The 17,555-nt window shown below is 66.4% G+C and carries 13 protein-coding genes; 7 read left to right on the top strand and 6 right to left on the bottom strand.

What is annotated here, in order from left to right; translation table 11 throughout:
* The 3 genes from ACWIVK_RS08780 to ACWIVK_RS08770 all read left to right on the top strand — a co-directional run.
* The coding region (locus ACWIVK_RS08780) for a PAS domain-containing protein (protein WP_448576272.1) at positions 1 to 330 on the top strand (330 nt) is incomplete at its 5' end.
* Positions 331 to 1,638: a putative bifunctional diguanylate cyclase/phosphodiesterase gene (locus ACWIVK_RS08775; RefSeq protein WP_448576273.1), complete on the top strand. Its 1,308-nt coding sequence runs from the start codon at positions 331 to 333 to the stop codon at positions 1,636 to 1,638.
* Between the two features lie 57 nt (positions 1,639 to 1,695).
* A complete protein-coding gene (locus ACWIVK_RS08770; protein WP_448576271.1) occupies positions 1,696 to 2,406 on the top strand; it encodes an SDR family NAD(P)-dependent oxidoreductase in 711 nt (236 codons plus the stop codon).
* A gap of 8 nt (positions 2,407 to 2,414) precedes the next feature.
* On the opposite strand, the gene ACWIVK_RS08765 is transcribed toward ACWIVK_RS08770, so the two are convergent.
* Positions 2,415 to 4,109 (bottom strand): trypsin-like serine peptidase, encoded by a 1,695-nt coding sequence (locus ACWIVK_RS08765; protein ID WP_448576270.1) that lies wholly within the window; start codon positions 4,107 to 4,109, stop codon positions 2,415 to 2,417.
* A 958-nt stretch (positions 4,110 to 5,067) separates the two neighbouring features.
* On the opposite strand from ACWIVK_RS08765, the gene ACWIVK_RS08760 reads away from it, so the two are divergent.
* Both ACWIVK_RS08760 and ACWIVK_RS08755 read left to right on the top strand, forming a co-directional pair.
* Positions 5,068 to 5,823 carry a PIG-L deacetylase family protein gene (locus tag ACWIVK_RS08760; protein ID WP_448576269.1) on the top strand — a complete coding sequence of 252 codons (756 nt, stop codon included), beginning with the start codon at positions 5,068 to 5,070 and terminating at the stop codon, positions 5,821 to 5,823.
* Positions 5,824 to 6,901: 1,078 nt separating this feature from the next.
* Positions 6,902 to 10,090, top strand: coding sequence for a WD40/YVTN/BNR-like repeat-containing protein (locus tag ACWIVK_RS08755; protein WP_448576268.1), 3,189 nt, complete (start codon positions 6,902 to 6,904; stop codon positions 10,088 to 10,090).
* 80 nt (positions 10,091 to 10,170) lie between these two features.
* On the opposite strand, the gene ACWIVK_RS08750 is transcribed toward ACWIVK_RS08755, so the two are convergent.
* Entirely contained in the window at positions 10,171 to 10,518 is a 348-nt protein-coding gene (locus ACWIVK_RS08750) for a histidine triad nucleotide-binding protein (protein WP_448576267.1), read from the bottom strand.
* A 29-nt stretch (positions 10,519 to 10,547) separates the two neighbouring features.
* Between ACWIVK_RS08750 and mutM the strand changes: the two genes are divergently transcribed.
* On the top strand, positions 10,548 to 11,417 hold the full coding sequence (gene mutM, locus ACWIVK_RS08745; protein ID WP_448576266.1) for a bifunctional DNA-formamidopyrimidine glycosylase/DNA-(apurinic or apyrimidinic site) lyase: 870 nt from the start codon (positions 10,548 to 10,550) through the stop codon (positions 11,415 to 11,417).
* 38 nt (positions 11,418 to 11,455) lie between these two features.
* Here mutM and ACWIVK_RS08740 read toward each other — a convergent pair whose 3' ends face one another.
* Complete coding sequence (locus tag ACWIVK_RS08740; RefSeq protein ID WP_448576265.1) at positions 11,456 to 12,691, bottom strand: threonine synthase; 1,236 nt, start codon at positions 12,689 to 12,691, stop codon at positions 11,456 to 11,458.
* 195 nt (positions 12,692 to 12,886) lie between these two features.
* Between ACWIVK_RS08740 and ACWIVK_RS08735 the strand changes: the two genes are divergently transcribed.
* A complete protein-coding gene (locus tag ACWIVK_RS08735; protein ID WP_448576264.1) occupies positions 12,887 to 14,065 on the top strand; it encodes a glycosyltransferase family 4 protein in 1,179 nt (392 codons plus the stop codon).
* On the opposite strand, the gene ACWIVK_RS08730 is transcribed toward ACWIVK_RS08735, so the two are convergent.
* From ACWIVK_RS08730 to gltX, 3 genes are all read right to left on the bottom strand, one after another.
* Positions 14,037 to 15,128, bottom strand: coding sequence for an LLM class flavin-dependent oxidoreductase (locus ACWIVK_RS08730; RefSeq protein WP_448576263.1), 1,092 nt, complete (start codon positions 15,126 to 15,128; stop codon positions 14,037 to 14,039). The genes ACWIVK_RS08735 and ACWIVK_RS08730 overlap by 29 nt on opposite strands.
* A 597-nt stretch (positions 15,129 to 15,725) precedes the next feature.
* Positions 15,726 to 15,977 carry a hypothetical protein gene (locus ACWIVK_RS08725; protein ID WP_448576262.1) on the bottom strand — a complete coding sequence of 84 codons (252 nt, stop codon included), beginning with the start codon at positions 15,975 to 15,977 and terminating at the stop codon, positions 15,726 to 15,728.
* 3 nt (positions 15,978 to 15,980) lie between these two features.
* Entirely contained in the window at positions 15,981 to 17,501 is a 1,521-nt protein-coding gene (gene gltX, locus ACWIVK_RS08720) for a glutamate--tRNA ligase (RefSeq protein ID WP_448576261.1), read from the bottom strand.
* Between the last annotated feature and the right edge of the window lie 54 nt (positions 17,502 to 17,555).

The following is a 17,555-nucleotide window of genomic DNA, read 5'->3' as shown; positions in this document are numbered from 1 at the left end:
GCGGTCGCGATCGCCCGCGCGCTGGAGCGAGAACGGAACGAGCAGCTGATCAGCGACCTGCCCGTTGGAGTCTTTCAGCTCGACCCAAAGGGGAAAATCTTGCAGGCGAACCGCGCATTCACCCGACTGCTCGGGTGGGAGCGCAGCGACGACCTACAGGGCCGATCGTTTCTCGACGTCTTCAGTGATCGGAAGGAAGCCCAGCACTGGCTTCGCCGGCTCCGAGAAGACGGCGTCCTGGTCGGGACAGAATATCGCTGGCGTCAGCGCGACGGCAAGCTCATCTGGGTCCGCCTGTCCGGCCGGGTCGAACGCGCTCCGGAGGGGTAGCTGCTGCTCATCGAGGGCACGGTCGAGGACATCAGCGAGCGCAAGAGCATCGAAGAGCATCTCGCTTACCTCGCGCGTCATGACCCGCTGACCGGTATCGCCAACCGGCACGCCTTGTTCGAGGCACTAGAAAAACAGATCGCACGCACCATGCGCAGTGGACAGGCGGGAGCCCTTTTGCTCTTCGATCTGGACAACTTCAAGGCGATCAACGACCGACTCGGGCACGTTGCTGGTGACTCAGCTCTCCGGGCGGTCGCCAACCGGCTCGCGAGCGCATTGCGATCCGAGGAACTCGTTGCGCGCCTGGGTGGAGACGAGTTCGCTGCGGTCATTTCTCCAGTCAGCCCTCAAACAGTCGAGAGCGTCGCGCGGCGCTTGCTCGCTACTATCGCTCGGATCACGGTTCCACTTCCTGATCGAGTCATCCATCTGAGCGCGAGCTGCGGCATCGCGCTCTTCCCGGAGCATGGGACGACGGTCGAGGAACTCCTCGTCGCTGCCGATCGAGCTCTCTATGCGGCCAAATACCGCGGCCGCGGCCGTGCCGAGGTTTATGAGCGAGCGACGTCAGCAGCCGAGCAGCCAGCCGCGCACCTCGCTACGCTCCAATCGGTACTCCAATCCGCGAACTTCCGGCTCTTCGCGCAGCCCATCATGGACCTGCGCTGCTCCCGCATCACTGGCTACGAGGTCCTGCTCCGCCTCCGCGATGGCGACCACATGATCAGTCCCGATCTCTTCCTGCCGGTCGCCGAGCGCCTCGGGATGATGCCCCACCTGGACGCCTGGGTGATCGAGCGCGTCCTCGAGCTCGATCTCACTGCTCGCGGTCGCATCCATGTCAATCTCTCCGCCCAGACGTTGCGTGACAGGGCCAGCTTCCGGTCGCTCATGGCCGTGCTGGAACGCATAGCGATTCCACCTGGCAAACTCGTCTTCGAAGTGACCGAAACAGCAGCACTGATCGATTTCGAGCAGGTACGCGAACGGCTCGAGGAACTGCGGGCGCGAGGCTGTCTCGTCGCACTGGACGATTTCGGCGTCGGCTACTCTTCGCTGTACCAGTTTCGAGCCCTACCAATCGACTTTCTCAAGATCGATGGGAACTTCATCGTGAACCTTCCTGGCGATCGGTTCGACCAGAGCATCACCAAAGCGATGGTGGAGCTAGCCCGCGCCGCCAGGGTCGAGACCATCGCCGAGTGGGTCGAAACTGAGGAAACGCTGGTGCTCCTTCGCCAGCTCGGCGTGGACCACGCGCAAGGGTTCGCGATCGGGCGCCCTCAGCCGATCGACTCGCTCTGACGGTCCGCAGGGAGTACACTGATTCGACGAGTTCGGGTTCCCTGCAAGGGGGGTCATATGACGGGCGAGGTTCCGGTCGCACTGGTGACTGGGGGGACGGGGCAAGTCGGATCGGTCGTCGTCCGCTTCTTCGCCGAGCGAGGAGTGCGCCTCTTCGTGCCCTATCGGACACACGCGCACTGGGAGCGACTCCGGGACTCGCTCGGCCCGCTGGCCAGCCTCGTCGAAGGGCTCACCGTCGACCTCGCCGATCCCGCGGGTGGCGAACGGGCGGTCGCGGCCGCGCTCGAACGCTTCGGTCGCCTGGATTGGGTACTGTGTCTGGCTGGTGGCTTCCGGCCCGGTCGTCTCGTCGAGACGGGGCAGGAGGTCTGGCAGGAGTTGCTCGCGCTCAACCTCTGGCCGACCGTCTCCGCGCTGCGTGCGGCGCTCCCGCATCTCCTCGCGCAGGGTTCCGGGCGGATCGTCACCGTCGGTGCCCGAGCCGCGCTCGATCCTGGTCCGGGTGCCGTCGCCTATGCAGCGGTCAAACAGGCGGTGGTCACGCTGACGCTGGCGGTCGCGCGCGAGTGCCGCGGCACCGGCGTCACGGCGAACTGCATCGCCCCGGCGACGATCGACACGCCGGCCAACCGGGCCGCCATGCCCACTGCAGACTTCACCAAATGGGTGAAGCCGGAACAGGTGGCAGCGCTGCTCTGGTACCTCTGCTCCGCGGAGGGAGCCGCCCTGAACGGTGCCGTCATCCCGTTGGTCGGGGGGCAATGAGCGCGGCATCACTCCCACGCGTGGGTCGGCATATCGAGGCGCGGCGTCCCATCCCAGGTCGCACCGTAGAGGTGCCAGCGGAAGGCCTCCTGGAGCGCGCGCAACGTGGCGGTGATCGCTTCCGGGATCGGTTGCCCTTCGGGAGTGAACCAAGGGGCGATCGGCTCGGGAGGCAAAAGCTGCTGCACGTGCGTCGGGATTTCCGGGTGGGGCGCACCGTCCCACGAGATACCGTAGAGATGCCAGCGGAAGGCTTCCACGAGGGCGCGCAAAGTCGCTTCGGTGATCGGCCGGTCGAAGCCGTCGGCGCTCACCAGGACCGGCACCGGTTCGGGCGGGCGGACCACCTGGGCGTGGGTCGGTATCGTGCCGCGGTGGTCGCGTCCGTCCCAGCTCGTCCCGTAGAGGTGCCAGCGGAAGGCCTCGACGAGCGCGCGTACCGTCGCATTGATTGCATCGGCCTTCGGTCGGCCCTGACTGTCGAACCAGAGCGTATCGCCGAGATCCCAGCTCACGACGATGTCCCACAACGTGCGGAGCTCGCGCCCACGGGTATCGCGGGCGACCGCCTCGATGGTGTAGTTGCCTGGGTCCAGCCAAGCATCCAGCGACACGGCCGGCTGGTCACTGCGCGCCTCGTAGGAGGCCACGCGGACGACGAGCTCACGCAACGGTCGTTCCGACTCCACCTGAACGCTCACGCGCACCCTGCCTGGAGGGACCGTCGCGTAGCGGGCTGGTTCCACCGCGACGAAGCGCATCCCGATCCCGGGGGCTGGTGGAGCCGGACGCGGTTCCGGTCGACTCGGCGGTGCCGGGGACCGCGATCCTCCTAGTCGACAACCAACTTCGGCACAAAAGAGCTCGGCGAAGCGCGCGACGTCCGGTGTCACCCGGCGAGCGAAATTGGTCAAGAACGACTCGGCCACGACGATCCCGAAGACGCTCTGGGTGTCCTCGCGCAGGAGCGGACCGCCGCTCATCCCTTGGACAGCATCGACGTCCGTCGCCAACAGGGCGGATCCGATGGCGTCTAACCGCCCCACCGGCGCGAACCAGAGCGTGCCGAACGGTTTGTCGCCCGGATAGCCGGCTAGCGTCGCCGACCAGGAGCGATTCTCCAACTCGCTGTCGGCCAAGGCAGCCAGCGGCAGGCTCCCCGCCTGGTCACCCAGGGGGCGATCGAGCAAGACGACACCGAAGTCGTACGTCTCGTCCGGGCTGATCCCGCCCTCCACCCAGCCGCGCGGCACTGACCCGTCAGCCGCAGAGGCGGTTCCGAACGGGGTCACTAGCTGTCCTCGCTGACGGTCCGCTCCAGGGATGACCACGAGACGGGTAGCCCAACCGCCCCGTTCAGCGAGATAGAGGCAATGCGCTGCTGTGAGAACGACTGCCGGTCCGATCAGCGTCCCGGAGCAGGAAAACAGGGCGCCGTCAGCCGCTTCACCGACGAGCAGGACGATCGCTGAGGCCGGCAAGCTCGTGGTCGGCGTGACGCGCACGCGGTCGTCCGGCGGGAAAATGCGCTGGTAGCGCGCGCGTTCGGCAGCTTGGGCGAGCAGCATTGGCGAAGCAGGAGCGAAGCCCGCTGGCGGTCGGACGAGCGCCTGCGGATCGGTCATGGCACCGGTCGGAGCGAGGACGCCGTTCAGGTTCGCCCCGATGAGCGTGAGCAGTATCGCGACGACCCAGCGCTGCATGGCTCCGCTTTCCTTCCCTGCGCGCCGCGCTTCGTCCACTCTCCCTGTCGGCAGGCGGAGCCGGCAGCGAGAGGGAGCGCGCTTCGGCTCCTGTCTCGTCGGAGAGGCTCGAAGGCGAGACGCGTCGCACGACGCATCGCCGTTCTCGTTGGCACTGGAGAGCGCTCGGCGCGCCGAAGACCGGTCGAGCGAGGGGTCATCGATCTAGTCTACGGCAACGTCAGGAGAGGACCGTCACTGCCCTGGACACAGCGTACTCGCTCCCCAGCTCGCGCACGAATGATACTGCGGGAAGACCGGACGACACGAGGCAGTCGGCCAGCCTGCATGTCCAGGGTGAGCTGGTTCCAGTGATGCCGTTGTCCCGCCCCATGCTGAGCTGCGCAGTCAGGGGGGAGCTTGCACACTGGAACACGCGCGAAGTGGGCCGGTGTCTGGCGCGCGGATGCCAACGCGGGAGGGCGCGATCGCTCGGCGGATCGATGGTCCGCCACCTCGTCGCGCAGGTTTTAGCGGCACACGCGAATGCCTCGCCCGAGCGCCGAACCCGGTTCGGGACGCGCACCGGGCGGGAAGACGATGAGAATGGACAGCGACATAATGAGCGCATCACGCAATCCGGCAAACCTTGGAGTAGTTCGGTATCGCACTCGTCCCGGTCCGGTGTGCAGCGACATGCCCGGCTGCCCACTCCCGCCCGCTCGGGAAGGCTTCCCTCTCATCGTTTCCTCGGGGATCGCGCGCAAGCGCCGGATCGCGTGCGAGCCGGACAGCGCTGGCGCGCTCGCCGCGATGCCCGTTGCTGGCAGCGCGCGAGCACGCCGACGTGCGCTCGATCGCTCAGCGCACCGCGTGCACGAGGGGAAGCGTTGGTGCAGTAGAGTAGGGCGAACGTCCTGCTCGACCGCCGAGGTCGGCGGGCGAACCGCGTGAAGGATGGAGGGAGGGAACACGAACGATGACCGCAGAGCGAGACGAACGGCGCGCGCTGGTGATCGTAGCGCATCCGGACGACATGGAGATCGGTTGCGGTGGGACGGTCGCGCGCTGGGTGGAGGAAGGCTGGACTGTCCGGCTCGTCGTGGTGACCGATGGTGGAGCCGGCGGACCGGACGACGCGACCGACGTGAGCCCGGAAGCCCGCCGGCGCATCAGCGAGCAGCGCAAGGCGGAACAACGCGAGGCAGCCCGGATCCTGGGGTTAGCGAGCGTCGATTTTCTCGACTATCCGGATGGCCAGCTGGAGCCGACCCTGGAACTCCGACGGGATCTGGTACGCCTGATCCGCCGCTACCGGCCGCAGGTGCTGGTCATCCCCTCACCGGAACGGACCTGGTCCCCGGCCTACCAGGTCGGGCGCTATCACCCCGATCACCTGGCGGTCGGACAGGCCGCCTTGGCAGCCGCCTACCCGGCAGCGGGGAACGCTTGGGACTTTCCCGAACTCTTGAGCGAAGGGCTCGCTCCGCATTACGTCCAAGAGATCTGGGTGATCAACGCACCGGTGCTCAACCATGCGGTCGACATCACCACGACGCTCGAGCGGAAGCTGGCTGCGCTCCGTGCCCATCGCAGCCAGTTCGGGGACCGGCTGGCGCTCGTCGAGCGCTGGCTCCGGCAGGCCGCCATGGAGCGCGGCGTCCGGCACGGCATGCACTATGCCGAGGAGTTCCACCGCATCCGTGTCCGCGAGCCGTTCCCCTTCCGACGGTGAGCGAGAACGACGGTCAGTGAACGACTTGGGCAGGGGCGGGCCGAGAGACGACCGCGGAAGCTCACCTGGCAACGATCGCGGTCGCGGATCCCCGCTGAGCCGGTTCCGCTGCACCGAGCCGTCCAGGAGCCCGAGCCCTCCGGTCCGGAATACCTGGCGCCGAGCGCTTCCCCATCGACATCGAGCGATCCAGTGGCGCGCCTGCCTCTCCGAGGAATGGTCGGGACGAGCCACGCGAGGAATGCTTCTCGGACAGTCCTCGCGCCACAACGCGATTCCCAATCCTCGCTCGAGCAGGGCGATCCTTCGGCCGCGTGAGGATGCGCGAGCGTGTCCTGGCGCTCCTGCGTCGATGTCAGAAGCGAGACCGGCAACAGCCACCCAGCCGAGGGTCGCGAGTTGGCATGCGAGTTTCCCTGCTCGAACTCCGCGCTCGGGTGACGCATGCCGGTGACGGGGATCCCAAAACATCGCTTCAAGCAACTCCACGTTTCACCAACGAATCAGCGGCGGTGGAGGGCCCTTTCCCTCGTTTCGCTGCTCGCCTGTCGTGCGGAGCTGGTGCGGATCGCCTCGTTTCCGCTGCAGTGAGGAAGCCCGAACCAGTTGACACGCTCATTCGTCGTCTCCTCGATCACAGTCGGGTGCGTGTCCACGTCACGACGAGAGCAGATACCTGCAGGAAAGCCGCTCGGCCAGCGAGGTACCCGTGCCCAGTTCGCTCGTCCGCAAGCTCGGTGTGTCTGGCTAGCGCGAAACCACGGGTCCCAAGCCCCCGTCAAGCCAGCAGACGCTCATCGACCACACACGTGAGCAGAGAGCGAAAGAATGACCGGCATCCAGCGTACGACCACACCCAACCGGAACTCGTTGAACCGAAAACGTCGAGGGATCGAGGAACGCGGCAGCCTCCGGAGACGGACTGATACGGCAGTCCAATGAACGGACGTCGCGGTCATCGAGCAACAACCTCGCGAGGCGAGCACTTCACTGCATCGGCAACTCGTGCGACACTGGCGAGCGGCGCGCAGGGAGCGCGTGACCCTCGCGCGTTCGGTCAGCAGGGAGGATGGTCAGGATGACTGGAGAGACGATCGGTCGCTTGACGGCAGCGCTCCGGTTCCGCTGCATCGGCCCCCATCGCGGCGGGCGTGTCGTGGCGGTGACTGGGCACCCGGACGATCCGATGGTCTTCTACTTCGGTGCCTGTGCCGGAGGCGTCTGGAAGACGGAGGATGGGGGGACGACCTGGTGGAACATCTCGGACGGGTTCTTCCAGACCGCTGCGGTCGGTGCCATCGCGATCGCGCCGTCCGACCCGAACGTGCTCTACGTCGGTACCGGCGAAGCCTGCATCCGCGGCAATGTCTCCCATGGGGACGGGGTCTACAAGTCGACCGATGGCGGCCGTACCTGGGTCAACGTCGGCTTGCGCGATACCCGGCATATCGCCAAGATCCGCGTCCATCCACACGACCCTGACCTCGTGTACGTCGCGGCGCTCGGGCACGCGTTCGGCCCGAACGAGGAGCGCGGCGTCTTCCGCAGCCGCGACGGTGGGCGAACTTGGGAGCGCGTCTTGTATCGGGACGCCGAGACCGGGGCCATCGACCTGGTCATGGACCCGCACAATCCACGCATCCTCTACGCAGCGCTCTGGCAGGCACGCCGCTGGCCCTGGAAGCTGGTGAGCGGTGGTCCCGGCTCCGGCATCTTCCGCTCCACCGATGGTGGAGAGACGTGGGAAGAGCTGACCCGCAAACCCGGCCTCCCCAAGGGGATCATCGGGCGCGTGGGACTGGCCGTCTCCGCCAAGCCGGGGCGACTCTGGGCGCTCGTCGAGGCCGAGGACGGGGCGCTCTTCCGCTCCGAGGACTACGGCGAAACGTGGGAACGGGTGAGCGAGAAGGGGGATCTCCGCTGGCGCGCCTGGTACTTCCACCACCTCTGCGCCGATCCGGTCGATCCCGACACGCTCTGGGTGCTCGACCTCAAGCTCTGGAAGTCGATCGACGGAGGGAAGACCTTCAGCGAGGTCCCGACACCGCACGGTGATCACCACGACCACTGGATCGATCCCAAGAATCCGCTGCGCATGATCAACGGCAACGACGGTGGCGCGTGCGTCAGTTTCGACGGGGGACGCACCTGGTCGACGCAGTTCAACCAGCCGACCGCCCAACTCTACCACGTGACCGTCGACAACCGCTTCCCCTACTGGGTCTATGGCTCCCAGCAGGACAATACGGCGATCGCTTTGCCCAGCCGCTCGGTCAACGGGGCCATCACCACCTGCGAATGGGAAGAGCCGGGAGGCGGCGAGAGCGGGCACATCGCCGTCAAGCCGGACGACCCCGCTATCGTGATCGGGGGAGCGATCGGGAGCGGCGAGGGGAACGGGAGACTGATTCGCTACAACCGCCGAACCGGCGAGCAGCGCAACATCACGGTCTGGCCGTACGAGACGAGCATGGCAGAGGGAGCGGAGTCGCTCCGCTACCGCTTCCAGTGGACCTTCCCGATCCTCTTCTCGCCGCACGATCCGAACACGCTCTACGTCTGCTCGCAGGTCGTGCACCGCTCGCGCGATCTCGGCTACACCTGGGAGGTGATCAGCCCGGATCTCACGCGGAACGACCCGGACAAGCTCCGACCCTCCGGTGGACCGATCACGCGCGACAACACCGGTGCCGAGGTCTACTGCACGATCTTCGCCTTCGTGGAATCGCCCCACCGACCGGGCGTTTTCTGGGCTGGCACGGACGACGGTCTGGTCCATGTCTCGCGCGACGGTGGCCAAACGTGGGAAAACGTGACCCCACCCGAGCTGCCCGAGTGGGCGACAGTCGCGTCGCTCGAGGTCTCGCCCCACGACCCGGAGACGGTCTACCTGGCTGCACACCGCTACCGACTCGATGATCCCGCCCCCTACCTCTTCGTCACGCGCGACGGCGGCAAGACCTGGCACGCGCTGCGCGGCGATCTCCCGGCCGAGACGATCTGCCGCGTGCTCCGCGTCGATCCAGCCAAGCCGGGCCTCTTGTACCTCGGTACCGAGACGGGACTCTGGATCTCGCTCGACGACGGCCAGCACTGGCACCGCTGGCAGGGGAACCTCCCGATCTGCCCCATCTACGATCTCGTCGTCAAGGACGATGACCTAGTCGTCGCGACGCACGGTCGGAGCTTCTGGATCTTGGACGACGTGACGCCGCTCCGCCAACTCGATCCGGCTCGGCTGGACGAACCAGCCTCTCTCTTCGCTCCGCGCCCGACCATCCGCTTCAGGACCTATCCCGGATACGGCAGCGAGGTGCCCAACACCGTGAGCTACCGCTGGGCCGGTCCGATCGTCTATGCGGCCTGGGTCACCGAACAACCGACCGGCGTCAAGGAGGCGCGACCGCTCGACGCTGGTCAGAACCCGCCGGACGGAGCGATCATCACCTACTACCTCTCCGAAGAACCAGCCGAGGTGACGCTGAGCATCCTGGATGCGGATGGCCGCGAGCTGCGGCGCTTTTCCAGCGAGAAGCCGGTCGATCCGCTACCCGATGTGCCGGACGAGAAGAAGCCATCCCTCCCCCCACGCCTGGCCAAGACTCCTGGCTTCCACCGCTTCGTCTGGGATCTCCGCATCGAAGGTGCTCGTCGGGCTATCGGTGACAAACCCTACGAGGGATACTTGGTCGGCCCGCGCGTGGTACCCGGCACCTACCAGGTTCGCCTGACCGTGGGCGACCGGAGCTGGACGCAACCGCTCGAGATCCGTCCCGATCCGCGCCTCTCGGTCACCCGCGAGGACCTCGTCCGACAGTACGAGCTGCTGGTGCGTATCCGCGACAAGGTCTCGGAAGCCCATGATGCCATCAACCGCCTGCGCGACACCCGGCGCCAACTCCTGGAGTGGCGCGACCGCTTGGAGGCGAGTGGCGCTGCTGCCGATCTCGTGGACGCCGTGCGGAGCATGATCGATCGCCTCGGAGCGCTCGTGGATGAACTCTTGGAGCCACGCATGGACGACCCGCGCCAATTCCCACCACGCGCGCCAGCGCGGTTGGCGATCTTGCAGAGCTTCGTCGATAGCGCGGACGACCGCCCGACAGCTGGTGAGCAGGAGGTGTATCGGCTGCTCGCCGCCGAAATCGACGCAATTCTGACACGCGTGCAGAAGGTCTTCGACGAGGAACTCCCGGCCCTCAGCCAGCGGCTCCTCGAGGCTGGGGCGAACCCGATCGTGCCACGCAGCGTGCTCGCCCGACCGTAACGAGACGAGGCATGACGGCCAGACGCCGCGTCGGAACGCGCTCCGGCGCGGCGTCTCCGCACGAGCGCTCACCGAGGCGATCAACCGAGCGGCAGACGCAACCGGTTGCCACCGAGGACGTGAAAATGGAGGTGGAAGACGCTCTGACCAGCATCGGGGCCGACGTTCGTCACTACCCGGTAGCCACTCCGGTCGAGCCCATGCTCGCGCGCGACCTTGGCTGCGACTTGCAGGCAGCGGCCGAGCAAGAGCGGATCGCTCTCCTCCGCGTCGGCCAGCGACCGGATATGCTGGTTGGGGACGACGAGGAGGTGGACGCGCGCCTGGGGGTGGATATCCCAAAAGACGGTCACCGCCTCGTCCTGATGGACGAGGCGAGCGGGCTGGCGACCTGCGACGATCTCGCAGAAGATACAGACATCAGCCATTCCCTTCCCTCCTCGTTCGTGAGGTCGGCATGCCAGAGCTACCGGAAGTCGAAACCATCCGCCGCACTCTGGCGCCCGTTCTCATCGGCGCGCTGGTCATCGGCGCGCTCCGCGGCGAGCGCCCCGAGGATATTCTGCTCGATCCGTGGCCGTCATTCGTCCGTCGCGTGCGCCGGCACCGCATCGTCGCACTCGAACGTCGCGGGAAGTATCTCGCTGCTCGCTTAACGAACGGTCACCGACTCGTGATCCACCTCGGCATGACCGGGGAACTCCGGCTCAGCCACCCTACTGCTGCCCCTGGAAAGCATTGTCACCTGGCACTGGTCATGCGCACGCCGCGACCGTTGCCCCCTTCGCTCGTCGATCGGCGGCAACGGTTCCTGCTCCGCTATCTGGACATCCGGCGATTCGGGCGCATCGCTCTCCTCGACCAGGCAGGCTGGGAAGCCTTCTCCAGGCGACTCGGCCCCGAGCCGCTCGATCCGTCCCTCGACCCACGCGCGCTCTGGTCGCGTCTGCGCGAGCGTCGGACAGCGATCAAGGCTGCACTGCTCGATCAAGCGCTCCTGGCCGGAATCGGCAACATCTACGCGGACGAGGCCTTGTACCAGGCGCGTCTCCATCCGGCACGGCGCTGCGAGACGCTCTCCCTGGACGAGGTCGAGCGGTTGCTGGTCGCGCTGCGCAGCGTCCTGTCGGCAGCGATCGAGAACGCCGGAACCACCATCCGCGACTACCGCGACGGTCAGGGACGAGCCGGCTCCTTCCAGTCCCGGCTCCAGGTGTACGGCAAGCCGGCTGGTACGCCCTGCCCACGCTGCGGAACCGGACTCGCGCGGACCAGGATCGCTGGCCGGAGCAGCGTGTTCTGCCCACGCTGTCAGCCCCTCCACTGAAGCCCAGCGCTGTCACGCTCCCACCGAGTCCAGCTGGTTCAGCCGACCGGCGAATCGGGCAGCGTCTCAGCGTCCGGATCGAGCACAGGACACTGCTCGTCGGAGGGAAGGAGTTCCGGATGCTTGAGACCGCTGCCGGTCAGGAAGAGCACCACTTCGGCATCGGGAGCCAGCCAACCGTTGGCCCTGAGCTGCCGAACCGCCGCGACGGTCGCCCCGGCCTCGGGCGAGACGAGCACCCCCTCGGTCGTCGCGAGGATCCGCATCCCCTCGAGAAGTTCCTGATCGCTCACCGCGACCGCTGTGCCACCACTCGCCCGTACGGCTGCGAGAACCAGTTCGTCCCCGATAGTCGCGGGGACACGGAGCCCGGGCGCGATCGTCTGCGCTCCTTCCCACGGTCGTGCTCCGATGGCGCCGTCGTGAAAGGCGCGCACGAGGGGTGCGCACCCGGCCGGTTGGACGACGACGAAACGCGCAGGTGAACCAGCGAGCAGCCCGAGCGTCGCGAGTTCGGCGAAGCCTTTCTCCATACCGACGATGCCGGTTCCCCCACCGGTCGGATAGACGATGACGTCGGGAAGACGCCAACCGAGCTGCTCGACGAGTTCGAACCCCATCGTCTTCTTGCCCTCGGCACGGTAGGGCTCGCGGAGCGTCGAGAGATCGACCCACCCGCGTTCGGTGGCGAAGCGACGCACGAGGCGCCCGCAATCGGTGATGAGGCCACGCACGCGGTAGACCCGAGCACCATAGGCCAGGCATTCCCGAACGATGCTCGGCGGCGTATCCATCGGGAGGAAGACGAAAGCCAGAAGACCAGCGCGCGCTGCATAGGCGCTGAGCGCGGCAGCGGCGTTCCCGGCTGATGGCAAGGCGACCGCGCGAGCCCCGAGTTCGATCGCCCGACTCACCGCGACGGCCAGACCGCGAGACTTGAAGCTCCCGGTGGGGTTCCGACTCTCGTCCTTCAGCCAAAGCCGCCGCAACCCCAACGTGCGAGCGAGCCGCGGCGCTGGAAGGAGCGGTGTGCCACCCTCGCCCAGCGTGAGCCGGAAGCGGGGATCGCGCACCGGCAGGAGTTCCGCATAGCGCCAGAGTGTCCAGGGGCGAGCAGCCAGCTCGGCAGGGTGAAAAGTCCGGCGGGCGCGCTCTAGATCGTACCGAGCAGCCAAGACGTGACCGCAATCCGGGCACGTTCCATGCCATTCGTCAGCCGAGACGATGCGTTGGCACCCGGTGCAGACGAGATGCGAGAGCGTGCTCTCCAGCATCCGAGAAAGCCTCCCTTCGCCCGCATTCTAGCTCTCAGGATGCGGCAGAGACTGCGTCGAGTCGTTCTGTGCCCTTGACACGGACAAGCTCAATGCGTTATGTTCGAGTGGTCGGCGTTCTGTGCCGGTTCGCTGCTCCATCAGCGACCTGGTCTTCGAAAGCGTGACGACAGTCCGGGACGGGAGGTGGAGGGAATGCGGATCGCGCAGATCGCGCCCCTGTACGAGGCGGTACCACCCAAGTTGTATGGCGGAACCGAGCGAGTCGTCTTCGCATTGGTCGAAGAGCTCGTCCGGCGCGGGCACGACGTGACGCTCTTCGCCACAGCGGACTCCCAGACGAGTGCTCGGCTGATCCCGATGGCCCCCTCCGGCTTGCGTCTGGCGGGGGCGAGAGACCCGATCGCGCTGCACGTTGCCATGCTCGAAGAGGTGTACGCGCGTGCTGACGAGTTCGACATCATTCACTCCCACGTCGATTATTTGACGTTCCCCTTCGCTCGCACCGTCACGACACCGACGGTGACCACCCTGCACGGCCGGTTGGACATGCCGGAAACGCGGCGCGTGCTCAGTCGCTTCACCGATCAGCGCTTGATCAGCATCAGCTGGAGCCAACGGGCACCGCTGGCTGACTTGCCACTGCGCTGGGTCGGCACGGTCTACAACGGCGTCCGTTTGGAAAACTTTCCCTTCCGACCGGAACCGCAGGATCCACCGTACCTCGCCTTCGTGGGCCGGATCTCACCGGAGAAGCGCCCGGACTGGGCGATCGAGGTGGCACGGCGGTCGGGACTCCCGCTCAAGATCGGAGCCAAGATCGACCCTGCTGACCGCGACTGGGCCGAAGCGCACTTCCTGCCCCTGCTCGGCACCCCCGGTGTCGAATACCTGGGAGAGGTCGATGAGCGACAGAAGGCCGAACTCTTGGGCGGTGCGCTCGCTCTCCTTTTCCCGATCGATTGGCCCGAACCCTTCGGCCTGGTTCTCGCCGAAGCGATGGCCTGTGGCACTCCGGTCGTGGCCTTCCCGGGTGGCGCCGTGGAAGAGATCGTCGTCGATGGCGTGACCGGGTACATCTGCCGCTGCAAGACGCTCGACGAGATGGTCGAGAAGGTCGGGCAGATCGATCGGATCGATCGCTCAGCTTGCCGCCGCCACGTCGAGCAGCACTTCTCCAGTATCGCGATGACCGACGCCTATGAGGCGATCTATCAGGAGATCCTGCTCGAGCAGGCGGTGACAGCGCTCCGTGGAGACGGACGATTCGCTGCCCCTCTCCACGGGGAAGAACGGATCGGCACGCGCCTCCCGGAGCGCGCAGGGCGACTGGCAGCGAGCGGCTTCACGACTCCTGTTCCGCTGGACCGGTGAGGAGCGTTCGCACGACAGCACGGTAGGCCTCGGTATCGGGCTCGGGCAGCGCCCGCAGGAAGACGTGCGTCACTCCGAGCGCAGCGAGGCGAGCCAAGCGAGGCCGCAGATCCCGCGCCGGCCCGATGAGACAAAGTTGCGCGACGAGTTCCGTCGGAACCAGCCGGCGGACGAGAGCTGGATCGACCGAGCGCCGAATATCGTGCCACGGGCGTCCCGCGCGCAGCAGGTCGTCGATCCGCAGGAGCCGGCGCAACTCAGCGATGAGGCGCTCGACATCGAAACCCGGCACGACGACCTGCTGGGCCATACCGGGAAGCGTGCAGAGCAACGCGAAGGGGAGTTTCCGTTCCTCGAGCACCGGCTCCGGATCGTCCGTGATCACGAGGTTGGCGCGGAGGAAGACCGGAAACGAGGACGGATCGCGCCCGGCTGCCGCGAGATCAGCGTGCAGCGTCGGGAGCAGCTGGGCCAGAAAGTGTTCGCTCGCGAAGTCCGCGATCAGGATGCCATCGGCTGACCGGACAGCGAGCTGCAGGGCCTGTCGACCGAGCGCCGCAAGATAGATGGGGAGATGCTCCTGGAGCGGAGCGATGCTGAGGGGCCAATCGCGGACACGGAACCGCGTTCCCTCCAGCGACGCCCGATACGGCGGCTGCCACCATTGCCGGAGCAGCGCGATCGCCTCCCGCATCGTCGCGAGCGGCGCATCAGCCGGAATGCCGAGACCATACGCGTAGAACTCCGGCTGCCCTCGACCGAGACCGAGAAAGGCCCGTCCACCGCTCAGCCGGTCCAGCGTCGCGACAGCCATCGCGATCTGCACGGGATGGCGGAGGAGCGCGCTCGTCACGCCCGTACCCAGACGGATCCGCTCGCTGCGTCCCGCCGCAGCACTGGCGACCGCGATCGCATCCCACCCATCGGGATCCTCGCTCAGCCAGACCGAGTGGAGGCCCGCGCGATCTGCCGCAGCGATCGTCTCGAGCGTCCAGTTCACCGCCGCGCGCGGATCCTGTGCTCGCGCCCAGCGGTGAGGCGACAGATCGAGGCAGAACTCCATGGTTCGCACTCCGCGAGGTGATCGACCCTATGATCGCCAGGCCAGCGAGGCAGGAACCACTCTGGCTCCACTCGGCCAGCCAGCTATCGCGGTGTCCGCGCGGGGGGACACCTTGCCCCCTCGGCAAGGACTGTACCATGCGACAGGCCGGGGCGCGGCACAGCGGCCATTCGACCTGGCCGGCTAAAGCCAGTCGCACGATGGAGCGCGAACAGGATTCTGCCGGTGGCACCTCCGTCGGAACGATGCAGGGGTCACCCCTCGCACCACGAGGATCATCACGTGAGGGGCCTCGCGTGCGTTCAGCTCGCCCAGCGAGAGCGCTCTCGCTCGCTCCCGAGATGCCGGACGGAGCCGAGAGCCCGGGCGGCGCGGCCAACACGACGAGGGTAGGGCAGCGCGAGAACACAGAAGGAGGCAAAACCGCAAGAAAAAGCCCCGACGATCCTCGGTTCGGGTTTCCTACTCCCCTTGCGGGTTTCGGATTCCCAGCCTCGAATCGTCGGGGCCTAGTTACAGGATACTCATCGCGCACTCTCGAGCAAGAGAAATGCGTTACAAAAACGCAACAGTTTTCTGGGGTGATGGGTCTCCATATCAGGAACGGAGGCGCCGGAACAGCCAGAGCGCACCACCGACAGCCCCGACCAGTGGGGCCAAGGCTAAGAGCCCTAGGCTGAGCTGGGTGAGACCGATCGCTCCACCGGAAAGCAACACGATCGCCAGCTGGAGAACCAGCCCAGCGACGATGACCAGCAGCGCGATCGTGAGCCCGCGACTCTTCGGGCTCTCCGGCGTACTGCTCGCCGGTTGCCTCCTCTGGCCTGCCCGGCGCATCGGCTCGTTCACCTCTCACGCCGTCGCGCTGCTCGCCCGCGCCGCGAGGTAGGCGGCGAGCTTGTCGCGTGCCCGTGCCAGGCGCTCCAGCGAGCGCTCCGCTCCGAGCACGCGCAAGGTCTCGAAGAGTCCTGGCGAGACCGTGCGCCCAGTCACCGCAACCCGGATGGGCATGAAAAGCTGCCCCGTCTTGAGCCCGAGTTCCTCGGCGAGCCTCCGCAAGCGCTGCTCGAGATCGGTCTCGTCAGCAAAGTTGGCCTCACGCAACGTCTCGATCACTCGGTCCAGCGCCTGAAGTACGCGTTCCGGCTCCATCTTGCGCTGCAGCAAGAGTTCGGGGTCGTAGTCATCGACGTCGGCGAAGAAGAAGCGCGTCAACTCCGGTACCTCGCTGAGCAGCTTGGCACGATCCTTGACCAGCGCGACGACTTCCCGGACATAGGCGAAGGCGGGACTCGCCGGATCGTCTGCTTCCGGCCCGACCAGCCCTGCAGCGCGCAAGAAGGGGATGCAGCGTCGCGCGAACTCGTCGAGCGAAAGAATGTGATTGATGTAGTACTGGTTCATCCAAAGCAGCTTCTCGAAATTGAAGCGCGCTGGGTGCGGATTGACTTCCTCTAGCCGGAAGAGCTGGATCAACTCCTCGCGGGAGAAGATCTCGCGCTCGGCATCGTACGCCCAACCGAGCAGTGCCAGGTAGTTGATCATCGCCTCGGGGAGATAGCCGAGGCGCTTGAACTCCAGGACTCCTGTTGCGCCATGCCGCTTGGACAGCTTTCCCTTTCCGTCCGGACTCAGGATGAGCGGAAGGTGACAGAGTACCGGCATCTCCCAGCCGAAAGCGCGATAGAGCTGCGCGTGAAGCGGTGCGGACGGAATCCACTCCTCGGCACGGAGAATGTGGGAGATCTCCATGAAATGGTCGTCGACCACATTGGCGAGATGGTACGTCGGGAAACCATCCGACTTGAGGAGGACGAGATCCTGGAGCAACCGATTCTCGTAGGTGATCTCGCCACGCAAAAGATCGACGATCGTCGTGGCGCCCTCGAGCGGCATCTTGAAGCGGATCACTGCTGGCTCGCCGCGGGCCAGTCGTGCTTCCACCTCTTCCGGTGGAAGGAAGCGGCAGTGCCGATCGTAGCCCGGCGGCTCGCCGCGTGCTCGCTGTTCCTGGCGAACACGCTCCAAGCGCTCCGGCGTGCAGAAGCAGTAATAGGCGTGACCGTGCTCGACCAGCCAGCGAGCATGCTCCTGATAGAGGGGAAGTCGCTGGCTTTGGATATAGGGACCATATGGTCCGCCGATATCCGGGCCCTCGTCCCACTCCAGTCCGAGCCACTTCAATCCTTCGATGATGCCGGCGATGCTTTGACCGACCAAGCGCGCCTGGTCGGTGTCTTCGATGCGCAAGATGAAGGCGCCACCGTGCTGGCGAGCGAAGAGCCAGTTGAACAGCGCGGTCCGCGCTCCGCCGACATGGAGGTCACCGGTCGGGCTCGGTGCGAAGCGAACCCGTACGCGTGCGGTCGTCATCGTCCATCTCCTCGCTTTCGAGCGCCGCCTCGCTGCGCTCGAAGACAAGTATGC

The organism is Thermomicrobium sp. (assembly GCF_053493975.1).
The sequence above is the reverse complement of the archived record's forward strand: the minus strand, read 5'-3'. Positions and strand labels throughout refer to the sequence as shown.